Below are 18,336 nucleotides of genomic sequence, written 5' to 3' on the forward strand. Positions count from 1 at the left end.
CGTTTGCTAAAGTCAATTCAGCTACTGCTCTTGTGGCTGTGCATGGGGTATGGCGCGACCGCCATGGCCGGTCAGGTAACCGGGTTGTACAGTGCGGAGGTGCCGGTAGCGGGGCAATCCGTGGAGCAGCGGACCGATGGAATCCGTCGCGCCTTTGCCCGGATGCTGATCAAGGTGACGGGCAACCGGACGGTGCCTCAGCGCCCCGAGTTGCAGGAGGATATCGCCCAGGCGACCCGTTACGTGCAGCAGTTCCGCTATCGGCTGGGTGCCGGGGGGGCGAGCGGCCGTCTGTTGACCGTGCAGTTCGATAGCGCCGCCGTGCAGCGCCTGCTGCGAGAGCGGCGGCTGCCGGTGTGGGGGGGGAATCGCCCCTCGGGCCTGGTCTGGCTCGGCATCGAGAGCCAGGGGCAGCGCCGGGTGATGCGTCCCGAGCTGGATGCCGCCCTGGTCAATGCCATGACGGTGACGGCAGATCAGCGCGGTGTCCCCCTGATCCTGCCGTTGATGGATCTGGAGGACCAGGCCGCTGTGCAGGTCGCCGATCTGTGGGGGGATTTCGAGCAGAATATCCGCCGCGCCTCGCAGCGCTATATGCCCGATCTGATCGTCACCGGCCGGATGACCCAAATCTCCGGGCGGCTGTGGCGGGTGACCTGGCGTCTCTATCATGGCGACCGCACCACCAGCTGGGGTGATGAGGGTGGCAATCTTGTCGATCTGGCCCGTGAAGGGGCACAGCATGTGAGCGATCTGCTGGCGGAGCGCTACGCGCCGGTGGGCGGGGAGGCGAATCTGTCCCGGATCAGGCTGCGGGTGAGTGGGGTGACGGCGCTGGCGCAGTATGCCGGGGTGGGACGTTTGCTCCAGTCCCAGAGTTCGGTTGTGCGGGCCGATATGATCGCCGTTGAGCCGGACGCGGTGATCTTTGAGCTGCAGGTACGCGGCGGTATCCAGGTACTGGAACAGGGACTTTCCCTGGGCGGCGTGATCGAACCGGTCACCGACCTGCCGGATGCGCCGCAGTCGCTGGTGGAGGGAGTCGATCTCTTCTACCGTATGCGGTAACCTCGGCGTAATCGACGAGTCTTCCATGGCGACAGGGTAGTAATGCTGAAACGCGAAGATATACCTAATCTGATCAGTATATTGCGTATCTTTATGTCGGTGCCGATTGTCTGGATGCTGCTGGAGCAGCAGTTCGGCGTGGCGCTGGTGCTGTTTGCCCTGGCCGGGATCTCGGATGGCCTGGATGGCTATCTGGCCAAACACTACGGTTGGCAGAGTCAGCTCGGCGGTCTGCTGGACCCACTGGCGGACAAGGTGTTGCTGGTCTCCAGTTATCTGACCCTGGCACTGATCGATATCATCCCGGTCTGGCTGGTGATGCTGGTGATCCTGCGCGATCTGGTGATCGTGACCGGTGCCCTGGTCTACCATTTCCGGGTGATGGAGTTGACCGCCAACCCCAGCCTGATCAGCAAGATCAACACCTTTTCCCAGATCGTACTGGTGCTGGCGGTGGTGCTGGACCGCGGACTGGTATCGCTGCCGGGGGTGCTGCTCGACAGCCTGGTCTGGGTGGTGATGGCGACCACGCTCGCCAGCGGGGTCAACTATGTCTGGGTCTGGAGTCGGCTGGCCATGGCACACCAGAAGGACAGTTGAGGCACTTAACCGCATCAAGCGTTACCGCGAGTGATGCGGTTCGCAAGCTCACCGGCATCTTGGGCAGCGCGATTTGTAGCCTGATGGAGCCCGCTTCATGGGAGATTAACAGGCGTACGGCTCCCGGCGGGCGGAATCCAGGGCGGCGTTGCGCCGGGCTGCCCCGGATTCCGCCGCCGTGGGCGCATGCGGTTTATCCTGTCGGGGGAATGGCGGCTTCATCCAGGCTACGGTGCTGTTCCAGGAAGGCCTTGATGAATGGAATGGTCAGTCCGCGCTTCGCCTCCAGCGACGCCTGGTCGAGCCGTTTCAGCAACCGTCGTAACGACCCCATGTCACGCTGGGTATGGCGCAGGATGTAACGGGCGGTCTCGTCGCTCAACGGCAGGCCGCGGCGGGCCGCCACCACGGTCAATGCCTGAATCTTGTCCTGGTCGTTCAGCGGCTGCAGTTGATAGCAGAGACCCCAGCTCAGGCGGGACACCAGGTCGGGCAGCCTGATCGGTAGATTCAGCGGGCTGCAGCGGGCGGCAACCAGGAGGGATTTTTCCCGTTCCCTGAGCCGGTTGAACAGACCAAAGAGGGCCTGCTCCCAGTCGGCATTACCGGCGATGCCTTCCACCACGTCCAGACAGATCAGGTCCAGCTGCTCCAGGTCGTCGAAGATCGCCGGCGACAGCTGGGTGGCCTGGTCGAGCGGTATGTACAGGGCGCTCCGTCCGGCCTGGTCGGCCAGCTGCGTGGCGGCCTGCAGCAGGTGGCTCTTGCCGGTCTGCGGCGCTCCCCAGAGGTAGATGAACGGTTCGCCCGTACCCCCGGCGCAGGCGGCCAGATCGGATACCGCCTGTTGATTGGAGGCCGGCAGGTAGCTCTCAAGGCCGGTACTCTCCGGCAGGGTGAGTCCGAGGGCGAGTTGCTTCGACATGGATCAGGGCGCGCTCAGTTTGCTGGCAATGGTGGCCACTCTTTTACCCATGGCGCGGCAGAGCTGTTGCTCATCTTCGGTGAGCGGCAGTTTGCTGTCGACACCGGCCAGGTGGCTCGGGCCGTAGGGCGTGCCGCCGGAAGCGGTGTGCAGCAGCTCGGTCTGGGTATAGGGGAGCCCGGCAATCAACATGCCGTGATGCAGCAGCGGCAGCATCATGGAGATCAGGGTGGTCTCCTGGCCGCCGTGCATGCTGGAGGTGGAGGTGAATAGCGCCGCCGGTTTGCCGACCAGGACACCGCTTAGCCAGAGGGAGCTGGTGCTGTCGATAAAATGCTTCAGCGGTGCGGCCATGTTGCCGAACCGGGTCGGGCTGCCCAGGGCGAGTCCGGCGCAGGATTCCAGGTCGGCCAGGGTGGCGTAAGGGGCGCCGCTGTCGGGGACGGCCGGTTCGGTCGCTTCGCAGACCGCTGAGACCGGCGGCACAGTGCGCAGCCTGGCCTGCATACCCGCCACCTCTTCCACCCCGCGGGCGATCTGCCGGGCCATGGCGGCGGTGGCGCCGTAGCGGCTGTAGTAAAGCACCAGTATGTCAGCCATCAGAGTATGTCCAGTACGCGCTCGGGCGGACGCCCGATCACCACCTTGCCATCCTTAACCACGATCGGCCGTTCGATCAGCCGCGGGTGGTCCAGCATGGCCTGGATCAGCTGTTCATCCGACAACTCCGGATTATCCAGCCCGGCCTGTTGGTACTCGGCCTCGCCGCGGCGCATCAGCTCGCGCGGTTTCAGGCCCAGCGCCTTGAGGATGCCGATCAGCTCTTCCCGGCTGGGTGGCTGTTTCAGATACTCGATCACCTCGGCCTCCACCCCTTCCCCTTCCAGGATCTGCAGGGTCTGGCGGGATTTGCTGCATTGTGGATTGTGATAGATCTTTACCGTCATGGTAATCTCAACTCCTGTCCGGCTTGTGGCCGTCCATTGTAACCAAACCGCGGGGGTTGAAACAGCTTCGATGGGTGTGCTTATTAATAGAATGCGGCGGTGGTCGGGTCGACTAAGGGCTCGCGCAAGAATAATTTCGCAATACCGAGGGCGTAACTGGGCCACGCTGGCAAGGCACGCTTTGCAGGCATGGCCGCTCCCGGCCATCCATGGCCTCCGCGGCATAAGTCCATCCATGGACAAAGCCGTTCCCTTGGCAAAAAGCGTAACGCCGCCAGCGGGGTTCAGTTGCGACCGAATACCGAAACTTATTCTTGCGCGAGCCCTAAAGTGGGCCGTGCTGTTGATGCTCTTCGCCCCCGCTGTCCAGGCGGTGGATGTCACCCTTCCCGATCTGGCGGGCAGGGATCGGTCGCTGTCGGAGTTTCGTGGCAAGTGGCTGCTGGTAAACTTCTGGGCTACCTGGTGTCCGCCCTGTATTGCGGAGATGCCGGAGCTGGAGCTTTTTCATCTGGCACACAAGGAGCGGGATGCACAGGTGGTGGGTATCAATATGGATGATCTGGAACCACAGCGGCTCAGCGAGTTTGTCGAGGAGATGTTCATCAGTTACCCCATACTGCTGGCGCCGGTTGATGGCTATACTCCCCTGGGAAGGGTGGCGGCGCTGCCCACCTCGCTGCTCATCTCGCCGGAGGGTGAGATAGTCAGCCGGCATGTCGGCAGCCTCACCGCCGGGATGATCGAACAACTGATCGAACGGGGCGCCGGCATCCGGGCGGGGAAAACAACAGAAGCAGGAGTTGTCCAGTGACGATCTGTATGCGATATCGGGTTTCGGGCAAGGTTCAGGGTGTGTTCTTTCGTGCCTCGACCCGGTTTGAGGCCGAGCGACTGAAGATCACCGGATATGCCAGGAACCTGGCCGATGGCCGGGTCGAGGTGTTGGCCTGCGGCGAAGCGGAAGCGGTCGATCAGCTACGCGGCTGGCTGACCCGCGGACCAGCCAATGCCAGGGTGGAGGGGGTTTCCAGTGAACCGGTCCCCCCGCGTGAACTGGCGGATTTCACCATAGATTAAGGGCTCGCGCAAAAATAAGTTTCGGTATTCGGTCGTCACTGGACCCCGCTGGCGGCGTTACGCTTTTTGGCAAGGGAACGGGTTTGTCCAGGGATGGACTTATGCCGCGGAGGCCATGAGGAGTGGTACAGGGATGTACCGTTTACGGAGCCGAGGATGCAATGGCCGGGAGCGGCCATTGCCTGCAAAGCGTGCCTTGCCAGCGTGGCGCCCAGGGTAACCCGGCGACGCCCTCGGTACTGCGAAATTATTCTTGCGCGAGCCCTAAGTACCGGCGACGCTATTTCGGGAGGGGCTCGGGGCCAGTCTCCGGAACCGGATCGCTCCAGGGCCTGAATACGGCCGGGGCGCCATTCACCGTGTAGCCGCCGCCCAGCGCCGGGGCGGGTGGTACCGGGGAGCCGCCACGGCTTGGTGGGCGCCATGCGTTCTGCTGCCGGTCGTTCGCTGTGGGGCGAGTTGGGGATTGCGCCGGAGACGGCTGGGATTGGCGCTGTTCCGGGGGGCGGTTCGGTGGTTGTGCGTAGCCCGGATAACCGGCCGCTCCGCTTGCCGGATACTCCCCGCCCTGCGGATAGGCGGGCGGCAGCCATGGCTCGTATCCCGGTATCGGCTGGAGCTGTTGGGACGGTGGGGTGGCGTAGCCGCCCTGATTCCCCGGATAGTAATCGCCTGGATAGTAATCGCCCGGATAGTAATCTGGAGTGTAACCCGGTGCCGGCCCTGCGGGTCCCGGATACCCCTCTCCATAGCCATAACCCCCATAGCCATCGGCATAGCCTGGCGGATAGGCGTAGCCCGGCGGTACGCCATCGGGGACGTATGCCGGCGCGGTTTCCTCCTGATAGGGGTAGGGGAAGCCATAGGCGGGTGTCGGGTAGTAACCGTTCGGGTAGCCCGGTGCAACCGGCGTGCTCCATTCCCCGGGATAATCTGTCGCTGGGTAGGGTGGCTGATAGGAGCCATAGGGGTCCTGCTCGCCATAGGTGTTGTAGCCGTAAGGGGGTGCTCCCGCCACACCGTCGGGCGGAAAAGAGCCACTGTAGGGGTTGCCAGAGGGGATATCGGCGGGCGCATCGGCCGCCGGGGCCGGATAGCTGTCGGCGGGATACCCGGCGGCGGCCGGATTGGCCGGTTGTTGCAGCAGCGGGATATCCGTCGGGCTCGATGTTACGGATGGCTGATAGGCCGGGGGAGCATCGAGGGGTCGCCAGCCGTTGCCGGCTGCGGCGCCGGGCAATTCATCCCCCCGTGCAGTGCTCATTACCAGTGCGAGGCAGCAGGCGCCGAGGCTGGACCATTGCATGGTTATACTCCATAGAAATGACCGGATTAGCAGGTGTTCCGGTTCTTGTCATTAGGACTATCATAACTGGAATAAGGGGCGGCTGTCGCTGTCGGGAGCTGCTTGTCGGGGGCGGGGTTCCGGTTCAGTAACCGGCGGTTTTGAGGTCCAGTCCCGGGGGCAGGGCGGCTATTCGTTCGACACCGGTGTCGATGCGGCCATCGGGCTGCAGTTCCAGCCAGCGAAATCCTGGCGGTGCTGTGCTGATACCGAATGTATCCTGATTCTCGATGAACTGGATGCAGGTGGAGGGGGTCCCCAGCATCCTGATCCCGTGGTGATCGGTCTCGAAGGTCTGATGGATGTGGCCCCAAATCACCCCCTTCACATTGTCATGCCGCTCGAGCAGGGAGAGGAACGGCCGCGGATTGTCCAGCGCCATCTCGTCCATCCAGGCGCTGTTGATAGGTATCGGGTGATGGTGCAGGGCGATCAGCGCGTGCCGGTCCGGATTATCGCTCAGCAGTTTATCCAGGGTCCGCAACTCCCGCTCACTCAGGTGCCCGCCCTCTGAATGGGGCTGGGTGGAGTCGAGCAGTATGATCAGCCAGTTGCCGAGCTTCACCTGTTTGGGAACATCCACCAGGCCGCCCCGCATATGCGCGTTGAGCGTCTCCGGTTTGTCATGATTTCCCGGCAGGCAGCAGGCCCGGACACCGAACTCCTGCACCCGCTGCCGGAGTCTCCGGTAACCGATGGGGGAGGCGTCATGGACCAGGTCGCCGGTCAACAGCAATAGATCGGTCTGGGCTTTCTGTTGTTCAGCCAACGACATCACCCAGTCAAAGCTGATCTGGGTATTGATGCCTGCAAGCTTCCACTCGGTATTGGCATGCAGATGACAGTCAGTGATCTGCAGAATCCTCAGGGCCCCTGGGCGCCGGCTGGATTCAGGTCTCTGACTGATGAGATTGATGATATCTTGGGCCATATAGAACAGGTTTCGACCGATATAGCTGAATATTAAGTCATGAACGGCAAATTTGTATCAGATAAGGGTGTGATGGATGCTGCAATAAATGTCCGCTAACGGGATATTTCCTCTGAAAGCTGCTTTTTTGCGAACGGTGTCACATTTACTTCCTGTCCTCCGGCGGGCCGGCGGCCCTGGATTCCGCCCGTCGGGGGCGGTGCGCCTGTCACGCTCCCATGGAGCGGGCTCCATCCAGCCTACAGTATGGGAATATTAATCAGTTCGTAGGATGAGGTGAGTGCAACGAACCGCATCGAGCATGACAGATGCGCTTCGCAAGTTGTTTCGCGGAAAGGACAAACGGCGGGCCGGATCCTGCCCACGGACAGGGATCCGGCCCGATCAGGCAACCGTGGCGGGGATCAGAAGTTATCGGTGGAGACGAACAGGCCGACCCGCAGGTCCTTGGCGGTATAGATTTCCCGTCCATCCACCTTCATCACGGCGTCGGCGACGCCCATCACCAGGCGGCGGGTGATGACCCGTTTCAGGTCGATCTGATAGGTCACCTTCTTGGCGCTGGGCAGGACCTGGCCGGTAAATTTCACCTCACCCACACCCAGCGCCCGGCCATGTCCCGGATTGCCCAGCCAGGCGAGATAGAAGCCGACCGCCTGCCACATGGCGTCCAGCCCCAGGCAGCCCGGCATCACCGGATCGCCGGGAAAGTGGCATGCGAAAAACCAGAGATCCGGCGTGATGTCCAGTTCCGCCTGAATCTCGCCCTTGCCGTATAGCCCGCCCTCATCGGAAATGTGGGTGATCCGGTCCATCATCAGCATATTGGGGACCGGCAGCTGGGCGTTGCCCTCGCCAAACATTCTGCCGTGGCCGCACTCCAGCAGCTGATCTCTTGTAAAGCTTTCTACTTTTGCCATGAATCCAGTTTCTCTAGGTTTTTGTCTTCATTTGTCTTCAGGATCGGGGCGCACTACTGACGCATGCCGCTTCAGTTTAGTGGGCTCAATTGTTCCTGCAGGAAGGGTAAAATCCGCTCTATCTCGATCATGCGGTTGTCGCTGTCGGTGCGGCCGCGGTACTCCAGCCTGCCCTCGTCCAGGCTGCGCTCGCCAATCACAATACGGTGTGGAATGCCGATCAGCTCCATGTCGGCAAACATGGCCCCGGGACGGGCGCCGCGATCGTCCAGCAGCACTTCCATGCCGGCCGAGGTCAGGGTCTGGTAGAGCTGTTCGGTCGCCTCGCGTACCCGATGCGATTTATCCATCTTCATCGGACAGAGGGCCACCTGGAAGGGGGCGATAGCCGCCGGCCAGATGATCCCCCTGGCGTCGTGATTCTGTTCGATGGCCGCCGCCACCACGCGCGAGACGCCGATGCCGTAGCAGCCCATCTCCATGATCAGGCTGCGGCCGTTTTCATCCAGGACGCTGGCCTTCATCGCCTCGCTGTACTTGTTGCCCAGCTGGAAGATGTGCCCCACCTCGATACCCCGGGCGATGGTCAGCACGCCCTTGCCGTCGGGACTGGGGTCTCCCTCGCGGACGTTGCGGATATCGGCCACTTGGGGGGTGGGGAGGTCGCGCTCCCAGTTGATGCCGAAGTAGTGTTTGTCGTCCTGGTTGGCGCCGGCGCTGAAATCGGCGGTGAGGGCGACAGTGCGGTCGATGATGCAAGGGATCGGCAGGTTGAGCGGCCCCAGTGAACCGGGCCCGGCACCTATGCTCTCGCGGATCTGCTCTTCAGTAGCGAAGGTGAGCGGCGCGGCGACCTCGGGCAGTTTCTCCGCCTTGATCTCGTTCAGTTCGTGATCGCCTCGCACCAGCAGGGCGACGTAGGCCGATGCCTGCCCCTCGGCCGCCACCACGATCAGGGTCTTGACGGTTTTCTCGATCGGCTGACCGAACCGCCCCACCAGGTCCTGGATGGTCCGGGTATCGGGGGTGTCGACCAGCCGCAGCGCCTCGCCCGGTGCCGGGCGCGTGTCGCCGAGCGCCACCGCTTCCGCGGTCTCGATATTGGCGGCATAATCGCTCGCGGTGGAGAAGGCGATGGCGTCCTCACCGGAGTCGGCCAATACGTGGAACTCTTTCGAGGCACTGCCGCCGATACTGCCGCTGTCCGCCTGTACCGCGCGGAAGTCCAGGCCGCAACGGCTGAAGATGCGGCTGTAGGTCAGGTACATCAGGTCGTAGGTCTGCTGCAGCGAGGCCTGGTCGATGTGGAAGGAGTAGGCGTCCTTCATCAGGAACTCGCGCGCGCGCATGACGCCGAAACGGGGCCTGATCTCGTCACGGAATTTGGTCTGGATTTGATAGAAGTTGACCGGCAGCTGCCGGTAACTGTGCAGCTCGTTACGCGCCAGATCGGTTATGATCTCCTCGTGGGTGGGGCCGTAGCAGAAGGCCCGCTTGTGCCGGTCGCTGAGACGCAGCAGCTCCGGACCGTACTCTTCCCAGCGTCCCGACTCCTGCCATAGCTCGGCCGGCTGGATGGAGGGCATGAGCACCTCCAGGGCGCCGGAGCGATCCATCTCCTCGCGCACGATGGCCTCGACCTTGCGCAGCACCCGCAGGCCCAGTGGCAGCCAGGTATAGAGACCGGCGGCGAGTTTGCGGATCATGCCGGCCCGGAGCATCAGCTGGTGACTGCTGATCTCGGCGTCGGAGGGGGTCTCCTTGATGGTCTGAAGGGGAAATTGGGATGTGCGCATGTCCGGTGTCCAAGGGGGGTATGGTGCAAAATGCGCTTATTCTAACGGTATGCCATGATCGGGACAAATGAATAACGACTATCTTATAGAGTCCGATCTTCGTTCATGGCCGCTACAGCATTTCCCGGAGCGGCCGAAAACCATTAGTGGAATCAGATATCGCCAACGGTAGCCCTTTGCCAATCACATCAGCCACAGGCCGACTCAATCCCACCCGCTCCGGATGCCGCCGCTACCGGACCCGCGGGCTGGTATTGGCCCTGGCGCTCCTGCTGTGCGGCTTGGTGGCGGGTGAGGCCCTGGTCAGCACGGCGCTGATCCAGTGGGCCGGGCAGGAATACGGCGAGTCGGCGGCGCGCAGGATGACCGAGTGGCAGGCGCTGATGGAGCGTCATCAGGGCGGCAGCGAAGCCGAAAAGCTGATCCTGGTGAATGACTTCTTCAATCAGCTGACCTACCGTTCCGACTTGAATATCTGGGGCAAGAACGATTACTGGGCCACCCCGGTGGAAGCATTGGGCAAGGGTCAGGCCGACTGCGAGGATTACTCCATCGCCAAATACTTCACCCTGCGGGAGATGGGCGTGCCGGAGGAGAAGATGCGCATCATGTATGTCAAGGCGCTGGAACTGGATCAGGCGCACATGGTGTTGACCTACTACCCGGAGGCGGGCGGGGTGCCCCTGGTGCTGGATAATCTCAATGGCCAGATCCTCTCCGCCGACAAGCGCGGGGACCTGGCGCCGGTCTACAGCTTCAACGCCGAGGGCCTGTGGCTGGCCAAGAGCCGCGGGCGGGGCGAGAAGGTGGGATCATCGAGCCGCATCAGCCTGTGGCAGGACCTGAAGGCGAGAATGGCCCGGGAGATGGCGCAATGAAGCGTGTTCAGTACACTCTTTTCACAAAACAACCTAAAAACAACAGGTGGAGGCCCGGGGTGTGCAACCCGCGGACACTATTATGACCTTGTCTAAACAACTGATGGTGCTGATCGCCACCCTGCTGCTGCTGGTCTTTCTCGGGACCTTCCTGATCTCGGTGCACAACACTCGCGACTATCTGGAGAAGCAGCTGGAGTCGCACGCCCAGGATGCCGCCACCTCGCTCGGTCTCTCGATATCGCCCTACCTGGCGGAGCGGGATCTCGCCACCATCACCTCGATGACCGACGTCATATTCGACCGGGGTTTCTATCGCTCGATCCGGATCGAGGATATGCAGGGCAAGCCCCTGGTCGACCGGGTGTTGCCGGTGCAGCTCGAGGGTGTGCCCGAGTGGTTTATCGATGCCCTGCCGTTGACCACGCCCGAGGGCACGGCGGCCCTGATGGATGGCTGGGTGCAGCGCGGCCAGGTACTGGTCCGCAGTCATCCCGGCTACGCCTACCGCCAGCTGTGGCAGAACATCGCCGGCATGCTGCGCTGGTTCCTGGTCAGTGCCGCCATCGCGCTGTTGATTGGGGTGCTGCTGCTGAAGCGGGTATTGCGTCCCCTCAAATCCGTCGAGGGACAGGCCGATGCCATCTGCAACCGCGAGTTCCCCATCCTTGAGCCGTTGCCCAGGACGCCCGATATCCGGCGCATCGTCGAGGCGATGAACCGCATGTCGGCCAAGGTGCGGCAGATGCTGGACGAACTGGAGCGCCTGGCCGCCGGGTTCAGGCGGCAGGCCTACCAGCATCCGGTGACCGGCCTGGCCAACAAGCGCTTTTTTATGGATCTGCTGGTAAACCAGATCGATTCGACCGAGGAGTTTTCTCACGGACTTCTCTGTCTGGTGCAGTTGAAGGATTTCAAGCGCTATAACGACGAGCGCGGGTACAGTGCCGGCGATGCCTTGCTGGAGGCCGCCGCGAGGGAGCTGGAAAAGGTTTCGAAACAGTGGCCCAGAAGCCAGCTCGCCCACCTGGCGGGCGCCGATTTCGCGTTGCTGGTCGAAGAGTGCGCGGATGATCAGGTGGCGCCGCTTGCCGAACAGCTGGTGGCGGCGCTGGCCGGGCTGTACGCCAGCGGCAAGCTGGATAATCCGGATGTGGGACATGTCGGTATCGGTTGGTTCGACGGCCGCCAGAGCGCCTCGGAGCTGTTGGCGGAAGCCGATATGGCGTTGCGTAGCGCCCAGCGCCAGGGGGCGAATGGCTGGCATTTCAGTCGTCTGGACGCCACTGAAGTCGTTCGGGTGCGGGGTGCCGCCGAATGGCGCGAGTTTATCGGCGAGGCGGTGGAACGTGACCGGATACGCCTGCAGTATCAGCCGGTGGTTGCGTGTGGAGACCGGCAGTTGTTGCATCAGGAGGTGCTGGTCAGGATACCCCAGGACCTTGAAAACCCCGATCATTCCAGACTGCTGACCGCGGGCCTGTTCATGCCCCAGGTGGAGAGTCTGGGGATGGCGGTGGATATCGACAAGGCGGTGATCAGCCGGCTGTTGCGGCAGTTGCGGGACTCGGCGGATGAGCAGACCCGCTATGCGGTGAACCTGTCGCTCCAATCGATCTCGACGGACGGTTTTGTCGAGTGGTTGTCGGGTCAACTGGCCGAACACCGTGACCATGCGCCGCGGCTCATCTTTGAGCTGCCCGAGTACGGGGTGGTGTCGTTCATCGACCGGGTGACGGCGCTGCTGGAGTTGCTTGCCGGCTATGGCGCGAAACTCTCGATCGATCACTTCGGCAGAAGCTTCAGCTCCCTGGCCTATCTGCGCTCGCTGAAGGTCGACTATCTGAAAATCGACGGCAGTTTCATGCGCTCCATCGAGGAAAACAGCGATAATCAGTTCTTTGTGCAGGCCCTGGCGGAGATCGCCCATGGGTTGGAAATTGTCGTGATCGCGGAGGCGGTTGAGACCGAATCGGTCTGGAAGATACTGCCATCGCTGCATGTGGACGGCGCCCAGGGCTACTTTATTGGCCGGCCCGAGTAGGGGCTCTTTATTCCGGGCAAATTAAAACCCCGAAGACATCCATGCCTTCGGGGTTACCGTCGAATTCTTTTGGCAGAAAGCGGTATCCTTTCACCCATCCTTGAAGAGTATCACCGATCCTTGGTCTTCCCTGTTGACGGTGACTGCAGTATGGCCATGTCGAGCGGTGTCGTATGTAGGGGGAACACGATCGCCTTGTAGGAAATATCCCAATCCGTTTATTTGCCGCAGAATTCGCCGATCTGCGTCTTGCTGTCGGCGATCTTCTGTTGGCGCTCCTCCTCGGTAAGGCGTTTATAGAGGCCGTCCGGCGTCTTCACCAGTCGATTGCCGAGATTGCTGTACAGGTCGAGGTTGTGGCGGGCGGAGGCGCAGTTCTCCGACTTTATCCTGTTGGACTCTGCGATCTCCGCCTTGCTGGGACCCTCGGCCGGCTGCTGTGTGTCCGCCTGGGACGGGTTATCGGAGGCGGCGGGCGTCTCGTCTTCGGCCTTGTTCCCGGTGGGCGCCGTTGAGGTGTTGATTTTTATCTCAGCGGCTTCGCCGGAGGCCGGTGGGGATTGCGAATAGACGGTGGTACCATCCTCATCAATCCAGCGATACATCCGGGCATCGGCCACCCCAATCCAGGAGATTGCAAGCACCACGGGCAACAGTATTCGGATAATCATGCGCATCATCCCTAGTTTATAGTGTGAGAAGAGCTCGTCGTCATTGTAGGGTTTGCGTTCGGGGTCAGCAAGGATCGATTTCTCAAAAACAGGCTTGCTGAGTGCGCCGGGAGTCTGTCGGGCTTGATCGATTGCAGCAGCAATTCTAAATTTGGCGGGGTTTAGGTTTAGCCTCAGCATCTCTCGGTAGGTATGCATTTTTAGCCGCGAGGAGTGGTGCAGGAGGAGTGGTACAGGGAGTACCGTTTACGGAGCCGAGGATGCCATGCAGCGTTCACGGACCTAAGGATGGAATGAACGTAAATGAACGCGAATAAATTTACTACAATCCCCTCCAATGGTTTGGTAGGTGCCAGAGGGGTGGGGCATTGCGGACGAATTCATAATGGTTGGGCGGGACCCTGGGGAACCACGGAGAGACACAGATCCACACGGATAGGAGATCAGAATCCTGAATCCGTGTTTATCTGTGTGAATCCGTGGTTCATTATATTAACCGGGTTGGGATAACTAAACGGCTATTGAGGCCCATACTTAGAATTGCTGCAATCGCATTCCGTGGCTTGACCTGCCTGTCGTATGTGAGTAATTTGTACCGTTCGATTTTTCCCTTGTACATTGTGCCGGCCGGCGCGGTAAAGACCAGTAACCCGGTTGGTTGGGAGGTTATTTGTGGAATTGAGTGGTGCCGAGATCGTCATTCAGTGTCTGAAAGACGAAGGCGTTGAGCATGTGTTTGGTTATCCTGGCGGGGCGGTGCTCCATATATATGACGCGCTGTTCCAGCAGGATTTCGTCAAGCATATTCTGGTCCGGCATGAGCAGGCGGCTACCCATGCGGCGGATGGCTATGCCCGTTCCACCGGCAAGCCGGGCGTAGCCCTGGTGACCTCGGGACCGGGTGCGACCAACGCCGTGACCGGCATCGCGACGGCCTACATGGATTCCATTCCCATGGTGGTGCTGACCGGCCAGGTGCCAACCCCGTTCATCGGCAGCGACGCCTTCCAGGAGGTGGACACGGTCGGGATCACCCGTCCCTGTGTGAAGCACAACTTCCTGATCAAGGATGTCAGGGATATCGCCGAGACCATGAAGAAGGCGTTCTATATCGCCACCTCCGGCCGGCCCGGCCCGGTGGTGGTGGATATTCCCAAGGATATTACCGATCCCAACAAGAAAATCCCCTACGACTATCCGAAGAAGATCAAGATGCGCTCCTACAGCCCCGTGCTCAGGGGACACCTGGGGCAGATCAAGAAGGCGGTCGGCCTGATGCTGAGTGCCGAGCGTCCGGTGTTCTACACCGGTGGCGGAGTGGTGCTGGGCGATGCCAGCGAGGAGTTGCGGGAGCTGACCCGGGAGCTGGGATTTCCGATCACCAATACGCTGATGGGTCTCGGCTCCTACCCGGCCAGTGACAAGCAGTTCATCGGCATGCTGGGCATGCACGGCACCTACGAGGCCAACATGGCCATGCACGACACCGATGTGCTGATTGCCATCGGGGCGCGCTTCGATGACCGGGTCACCGGACATATCGCCCACTTCTGCCCCAATGCCAAGATCATCCATGTGGATATCGATCCCTCGTCCATCTCCAAGAACGTGCGGGTGGATGTGCCGATCGTGGGGCCGGTGAAATCGGTGTTGCAGGATATGCTGACGGTGCTGAAAGAGGGCAAGAAACGCCCCAGCAGCGCCGCCTTGAAAAAATGGTGGCAGCAGATCGACGGCTGGCGTGGCGCGGATTGCCTCAGTTACGACCGTACCCATGCGCAGATCAAGCCGCAGTTTGCCATTGAGACCCTGCACAAGGTGACGCGTGGTGATGCCTTTGTCGCCTCGGACGTGGGCCAGCATCAGATGTTTGCGGCCCAGTTCTACGGCTTCGACAAGCCGCGCCGCTGGGTCAATTCCGGTGGCCTCGGCACCATGGGTTTCGGCCTGCCCGCCGCCATGGGTATCCAGATCGCCCACCCCGGCGCCGATGTGGCGCTGGTGACCGGCGAGGCCAGTGTGCAGATGTGTATCCAGGAGCTGGCCACCTGCAAGCAGCATGATCTGCCGATCAAGATACTGTTGTTGAACAACGGTTACATGGGCATGGTGCGCCAGTGGCAGGAGTTTTTCTATGACGGACGCTACTCCCACTCCTACGTCGATGCCTTGCCGGACTTTGTGAAACTGGCCGAAAGCTTCGGGCACGTGGGGATGAAGGTCGAGCGGCCGGAAGACCTGGAAGGGGCGATGCAAGAGGCTTTCGACCTGAAGGATCGCCTGGTGTTTATGGATGTGGTGATAGATCCTACGGAAAATGTCTACCCGATGATCGAGGCGGGCAAGGGCCACCATGAGATGTATCTCCCGCCGAAAAGTGAGCTGGTCTAACCATGAGACATATAATATCAATTCTGATGGAGAATGAAGCCGGGGCGCTCTCGCGGGTGGCCGGGCTGTTTTCTGCCCGTGGCTACAATATTGAATCCCTGACCGTGGCGCCGACCGAGGATGCTTCGCTGTCGCGCATGACCCTGGTGACCCGCGGGGATGAGAACATCATTGAGCAGATCACCAAACAGCTGAACAAGCTGGTGGAGGTGGTCAAGCTGCTGGATCTCTCCGAGGGTCCCCACGTGGAACGGGAGATGATGCTGATCAAGGTGAAGGCCGAAAGGTCGCAGCGTGACGAGATCAAACGCCTGGTGGATATCTTCCGCGGCAAGATCATCGATGTTACCGATGCCAGCTATCTGATCGAGCTGACCGGCCAGGCCAGCAAGCTGGACGCCTTCGTCAACGCCGTGGAAGAGGAGCTGATCGTCGAGGTGGTGCGGACCGGTCCGTCCGGTATCGCGCGCGGCGCCAAGGGGCTCAGCCTCTGATACGGAGCGGATCAAACAGAGCGACAACATTGAATTGACATGCCGGATGGCATGTCCCTGGAACGAAGCTATTTTTTAAGGTACTACTGAAATGACCATGAACATCTATTATGACAAAGACGCCGACCTCTCCCTGATCCAGGGCAAGAAGGTCACCATCGTAGGTTACGGCTCCCAGGGCCATGCACACGCCAACAACCTCAAGGACTCCGGTGTCGACGTCACCGTCGCCCTGCGTGCCGGTTCCGCCTCGGCGATCAAGGCGGAGAATGCCGGACTCCAGGTGAAGAGTGTGGAAGCGGCGGTCGCCGAGGCCGACCTGGTGATGGTACTGACCCCGGATGAGTTCCAGTCGGTGCTGTACCGGGAGCAGCTGGAGCCCAACCTGAAGCAGGGCGCCACCCTGGCCTTCGCCCACGGCTTCGCCATTCACTACAACCAGGTGGTGCCCCGCGCCGACCTGGATGTGATCATGATCGCACCCAAGGCGCCGGGTCATACCGTGCGTTCCGAGTTTGTCGCCGGCGGGGGTATCCCCGACCTGATCGCCATCTATCAGGATGCCAGCGGTCAGGCCAAGGACATCGCCCTCTCCTACGCCTCCGCCATCGGCGGTGGCCGCACCGGTATTATCGAAACCACCTTCAAGGACGAGACCGAAACCGATCTGTTCGGCGAGCAGGCGGTACTCTGCGGTGGTGCGGTGGAGCTGGTCAAGGCCGGTTTCGAGACCCTGACCGAGGCCGGTTATGCTCCGGAGATGGCCTACTTCGAGTGTCTGCACGAGCTGAAGCTGATTGTCGACCTGATGTACGAGGGCGGTATCGCCAACATGAACTACTCCATCTCCAACAATGCCGAGTATGGTGAGTACGTGACCGGGTCCAAGGTGATCAACGACGAGAGCCGGGCGGCGATGCGCGAGTGTCTGAAGAACATCCAGACCGGTGCCTACGCCAAGCGCTTCATCAACGAGGGCCAGTCCAATTATCCCGAGATGACCGCCATGCGTCGCCTCAACGCGGCCCACGATATCGAGCTGGTGGGTGAGCGTCTGCGCAGCATGATGCCGTGGATCAAGAAGATCGTGGACAAGTCCAAGAACTGATCCGGGCACGGCCCATGAAAACCGCGGGTTGCCGGTGGTGCGGCCCGCGGTTTTTTTATGTCAGGGAAATCCATCCGCTTGAACCGGATGGTTACTGTCTTTGCCCGTCAAACCCTCTATAATCAGGCCAATTTCAACCAAACAGGAACGCAACCCATGCCGGAGACTCCTCTGCCGCAGAAACGCAGCCGCGGCATCTATCTGTTGCCCAATCTGTTTACCACGGCCGCCCTGTTCAGTGGGTTTTATGCCGTCCTTGCCGCCATGAACGGCAAGTTCGAATACGCCGCCATTGCCATTTTCGTGGCCATGGTGATGGACGGCCTGGACGGCCGGGTGGCGCGCATGACCAATACCCAGACCGCCTTCGGTGCCGAATACGACAGCCTGTCGGATATGGTGGCGTTCGGGCTGGCACCCTCCCTGGTGATCTATGTCTGGTCGCTGAATCACCTGGGCAAGCTGGGCTGGCTGGCGGCCTTTATCTATACCGCCGGCGCGGCCCTGCGTCTGGCCCGCTTCAACACCCAGATCGGCACGGCCGACAAGCGCTATTTCCAGGGACTGCCAAGCCCCGCCGCCGCCGCTGTGCTGGCCAGCAGTGTCTGGGTTGCCGTCGAATACCAGGTCCAGGGTGTGGATGTCTCCTATCTGGCCGGCCTCATTACCCTGGCCTGCGGACTGCTGATGGTCAGTAACGTACGTTACAACAGCTTCAAGGAGATCGATTTTCGGGGCAAGATCCCCTTCATGACGGTGGTGGTGATGATGCTGGTGCTGGCCGTGGTGATCAGTCAGCCGTCGAAAGTACTGTTTATCCTGTTTATGGTCTACGCGGTCTCCGGACCGGTGCTGACTCTGCGCTATCTGCATCAGCGCCGGGCGGAACGAAAATCCGCGCAGAGAAGCGATGCGGAGCGCAAAGACGAGGCACATCCGGACGAGTGAGGCGCGGCGGGGTCCACGGTGCCGGGTTCGCCAGTCATTCCGCTCTTGGCAACAGCAAAACCTTGCGGTATATTCGAGCGAAACCGAGGTACGGGACACCGATGAATCCATGCAGCGCACAGTCTACCCAGTACACCGCCCAGCGGGCCGGTGTCTCTGTGCGCCCCCTCCACACCTTTCTGCCGCTCTC

18 protein-coding genes are annotated in these 18,336 nt (G+C 61.2%); 10 read left to right on the forward strand and 8 right to left on the reverse strand.

Annotated features, from left to right (window positions below):
• Positions 1 to 3 precede the first annotated feature (3 nt).
• Complete coding sequence (locus O9K64_RS03670) at positions 4 to 1,068, forward strand: DUF2066 domain-containing protein (protein WP_275096731.1); 1,065 nt, start codon at positions 4 to 6, stop codon at positions 1,066 to 1,068.
• Positions 1,069 to 1,110: 42 nt separating this feature from the next.
• The gene (locus O9K64_RS03675; RefSeq protein ID WP_335342226.1) at positions 1,111 to 1,668 is read left to right on the forward strand and encodes a CDP-alcohol phosphatidyltransferase family protein; all 558 of its coding nucleotides are present in this window, start codon (positions 1,111 to 1,113) and stop codon (positions 1,666 to 1,668) included.
• 193 nt (positions 1,669 to 1,861) lie between these two features.
• On the opposite strand, the gene hda is transcribed toward O9K64_RS03675, so the two are convergent.
• From hda to arsC, 3 genes are read right to left on the reverse strand one after another with little or no spacing between them, the layout of a single operon-like run.
• Positions 1,862 to 2,593: a DnaA regulatory inactivator Hda gene (hda, locus tag O9K64_RS03680; protein WP_275096732.1), complete on the reverse strand. Its 732-nt coding sequence runs from the start codon at positions 2,591 to 2,593 to the stop codon at positions 1,862 to 1,864.
• 3 nt (positions 2,594 to 2,596) lie between these two features.
• On the reverse strand, positions 2,597 to 3,193 hold the full coding sequence (gene wrbA / locus O9K64_RS03685; protein WP_275096733.1) for an NAD(P)H:quinone oxidoreductase: 597 nt from the start codon (positions 3,191 to 3,193) through the stop codon (positions 2,597 to 2,599).
• Entirely contained in the window at positions 3,193 to 3,540 is a 348-nt protein-coding gene (gene arsC, locus O9K64_RS03690) for an arsenate reductase (glutaredoxin) (protein ID WP_275096734.1), read from the reverse strand. Before arsC ends, wrbA begins: the two co-directional genes overlap by 1 nt.
• Positions 3,541 to 3,886: 346 nt before the next feature.
• On the opposite strand from arsC, the gene O9K64_RS03695 reads away from it, so the two are divergent.
• A complete protein-coding gene (locus O9K64_RS03695) occupies positions 3,887 to 4,354 on the forward strand; it encodes a TlpA family protein disulfide reductase (protein ID WP_275096735.1) in 468 nt (155 codons plus the stop codon).
• Positions 4,355 to 4,362: 8 nt separating this feature from the next.
• Positions 4,363 to 4,620 carry an acylphosphatase gene (locus tag O9K64_RS03700; protein WP_275096822.1) on the forward strand — a complete coding sequence of 86 codons (258 nt, stop codon included), beginning with the start codon at positions 4,363 to 4,365 and terminating at the stop codon, positions 4,618 to 4,620.
• A 280-nt stretch (positions 4,621 to 4,900) separates the two neighbouring features.
• On the opposite strand, the gene O9K64_RS03705 is transcribed toward O9K64_RS03700, so the two are convergent.
• The 4 genes from O9K64_RS03705 to O9K64_RS03720 all read right to left on the reverse strand — a co-directional run bounded on the left by O9K64_RS03705 (position 4,901) and on the right by O9K64_RS03720 (position 9,612).
• Positions 4,901 to 5,926 carry a hypothetical protein gene (locus O9K64_RS03705; protein ID WP_275096736.1) on the reverse strand — a complete coding sequence of 342 codons (1,026 nt, stop codon included), beginning with the start codon at positions 5,924 to 5,926 and terminating at the stop codon, positions 4,901 to 4,903.
• A gap of 124 nt (positions 5,927 to 6,050) precedes the next feature.
• Entirely contained in the window at positions 6,051 to 6,896 is an 846-nt protein-coding gene (cpdA, locus tag O9K64_RS03710) for a 3',5'-cyclic-AMP phosphodiesterase (RefSeq protein WP_275096737.1), read from the reverse strand.
• Positions 6,897 to 7,300: 404 nt separating this feature from the next.
• The gene (gene fabA, locus O9K64_RS03715; protein ID WP_275096738.1) at positions 7,301 to 7,816 is read right to left on the reverse strand and encodes a 3-hydroxyacyl-[acyl-carrier-protein] dehydratase FabA; all 516 of its coding nucleotides are present in this window, start codon (positions 7,814 to 7,816) and stop codon (positions 7,301 to 7,303) included.
• A 71-nt stretch (positions 7,817 to 7,887) separates the two neighbouring features.
• Complete coding sequence (locus tag O9K64_RS03720; protein ID WP_275096740.1) at positions 7,888 to 9,612, reverse strand: proline--tRNA ligase; 1,725 nt, start codon at positions 9,610 to 9,612, stop codon at positions 7,888 to 7,890.
• 176 nt (positions 9,613 to 9,788) lie between these two features.
• On the opposite strand from O9K64_RS03720, the gene O9K64_RS03725 reads away from it, so the two are divergent.
• Positions 9,789 to 10,490 carry a transglutaminase-like cysteine peptidase gene (locus O9K64_RS03725; RefSeq protein ID WP_275096741.1) on the forward strand — a complete coding sequence of 234 codons (702 nt, stop codon included), beginning with the start codon at positions 9,789 to 9,791 and terminating at the stop codon, positions 10,488 to 10,490.
• An 82-nt stretch (positions 10,491 to 10,572) separates the two neighbouring features.
• Positions 10,573 to 12,534, forward strand: coding sequence for an EAL domain-containing protein (locus O9K64_RS03730; protein ID WP_275096742.1), 1,962 nt, complete (start codon positions 10,573 to 10,575; stop codon positions 12,532 to 12,534).
• 218 nt (positions 12,535 to 12,752) lie between these two features.
• On the opposite strand, the gene O9K64_RS03735 is transcribed toward O9K64_RS03730, so the two are convergent.
• Positions 12,753 to 13,205 carry a DUF4124 domain-containing protein gene (locus O9K64_RS03735; RefSeq protein WP_275096743.1) on the reverse strand — a complete coding sequence of 151 codons (453 nt, stop codon included), beginning with the start codon at positions 13,203 to 13,205 and terminating at the stop codon, positions 12,753 to 12,755.
• Between the two features lie 672 nt (positions 13,206 to 13,877).
• Here O9K64_RS03735 and O9K64_RS03740 point away from each other — a divergent pair.
• The 4 genes from O9K64_RS03740 to pssA all read left to right on the forward strand — a co-directional run bounded on the left by O9K64_RS03740 (position 13,878) and on the right by pssA (position 18,146).
• Positions 13,878 to 15,596, forward strand: a complete 1,719-nt coding sequence (locus O9K64_RS03740; RefSeq protein ID WP_275096744.1) for an acetolactate synthase 3 large subunit — start codon at positions 13,878 to 13,880, stop codon at positions 15,594 to 15,596.
• Between the two features lie 2 nt (positions 15,597 to 15,598).
• A complete protein-coding gene (ilvN, locus tag O9K64_RS03745; RefSeq protein ID WP_275096745.1) occupies positions 15,599 to 16,090 on the forward strand; it encodes an acetolactate synthase small subunit in 492 nt (163 codons plus the stop codon).
• A 97-nt stretch (positions 16,091 to 16,187) separates the two neighbouring features.
• Positions 16,188 to 17,198 carry a ketol-acid reductoisomerase gene (ilvC, locus tag O9K64_RS03750; RefSeq protein ID WP_275096746.1) on the forward strand — a complete coding sequence of 337 codons (1,011 nt, stop codon included), beginning with the start codon at positions 16,188 to 16,190 and terminating at the stop codon, positions 17,196 to 17,198.
• Positions 17,199 to 17,354: 156 nt separating this feature from the next.
• A complete protein-coding gene (gene pssA, locus O9K64_RS03755; RefSeq protein ID WP_275096747.1) occupies positions 17,355 to 18,146 on the forward strand; it encodes a CDP-diacylglycerol--serine O-phosphatidyltransferase in 792 nt (263 codons plus the stop codon).
• Positions 18,147 to 18,336 lie beyond the last annotated feature (190 nt).

This window comes from Sedimenticola hydrogenitrophicus (assembly GCF_029017505.1).
Classification (GTDB): Bacteria; Pseudomonadota; Gammaproteobacteria; order Chromatiales; family Chromatiaceae; genus Sedimenticola; species Sedimenticola hydrogenitrophicus_A.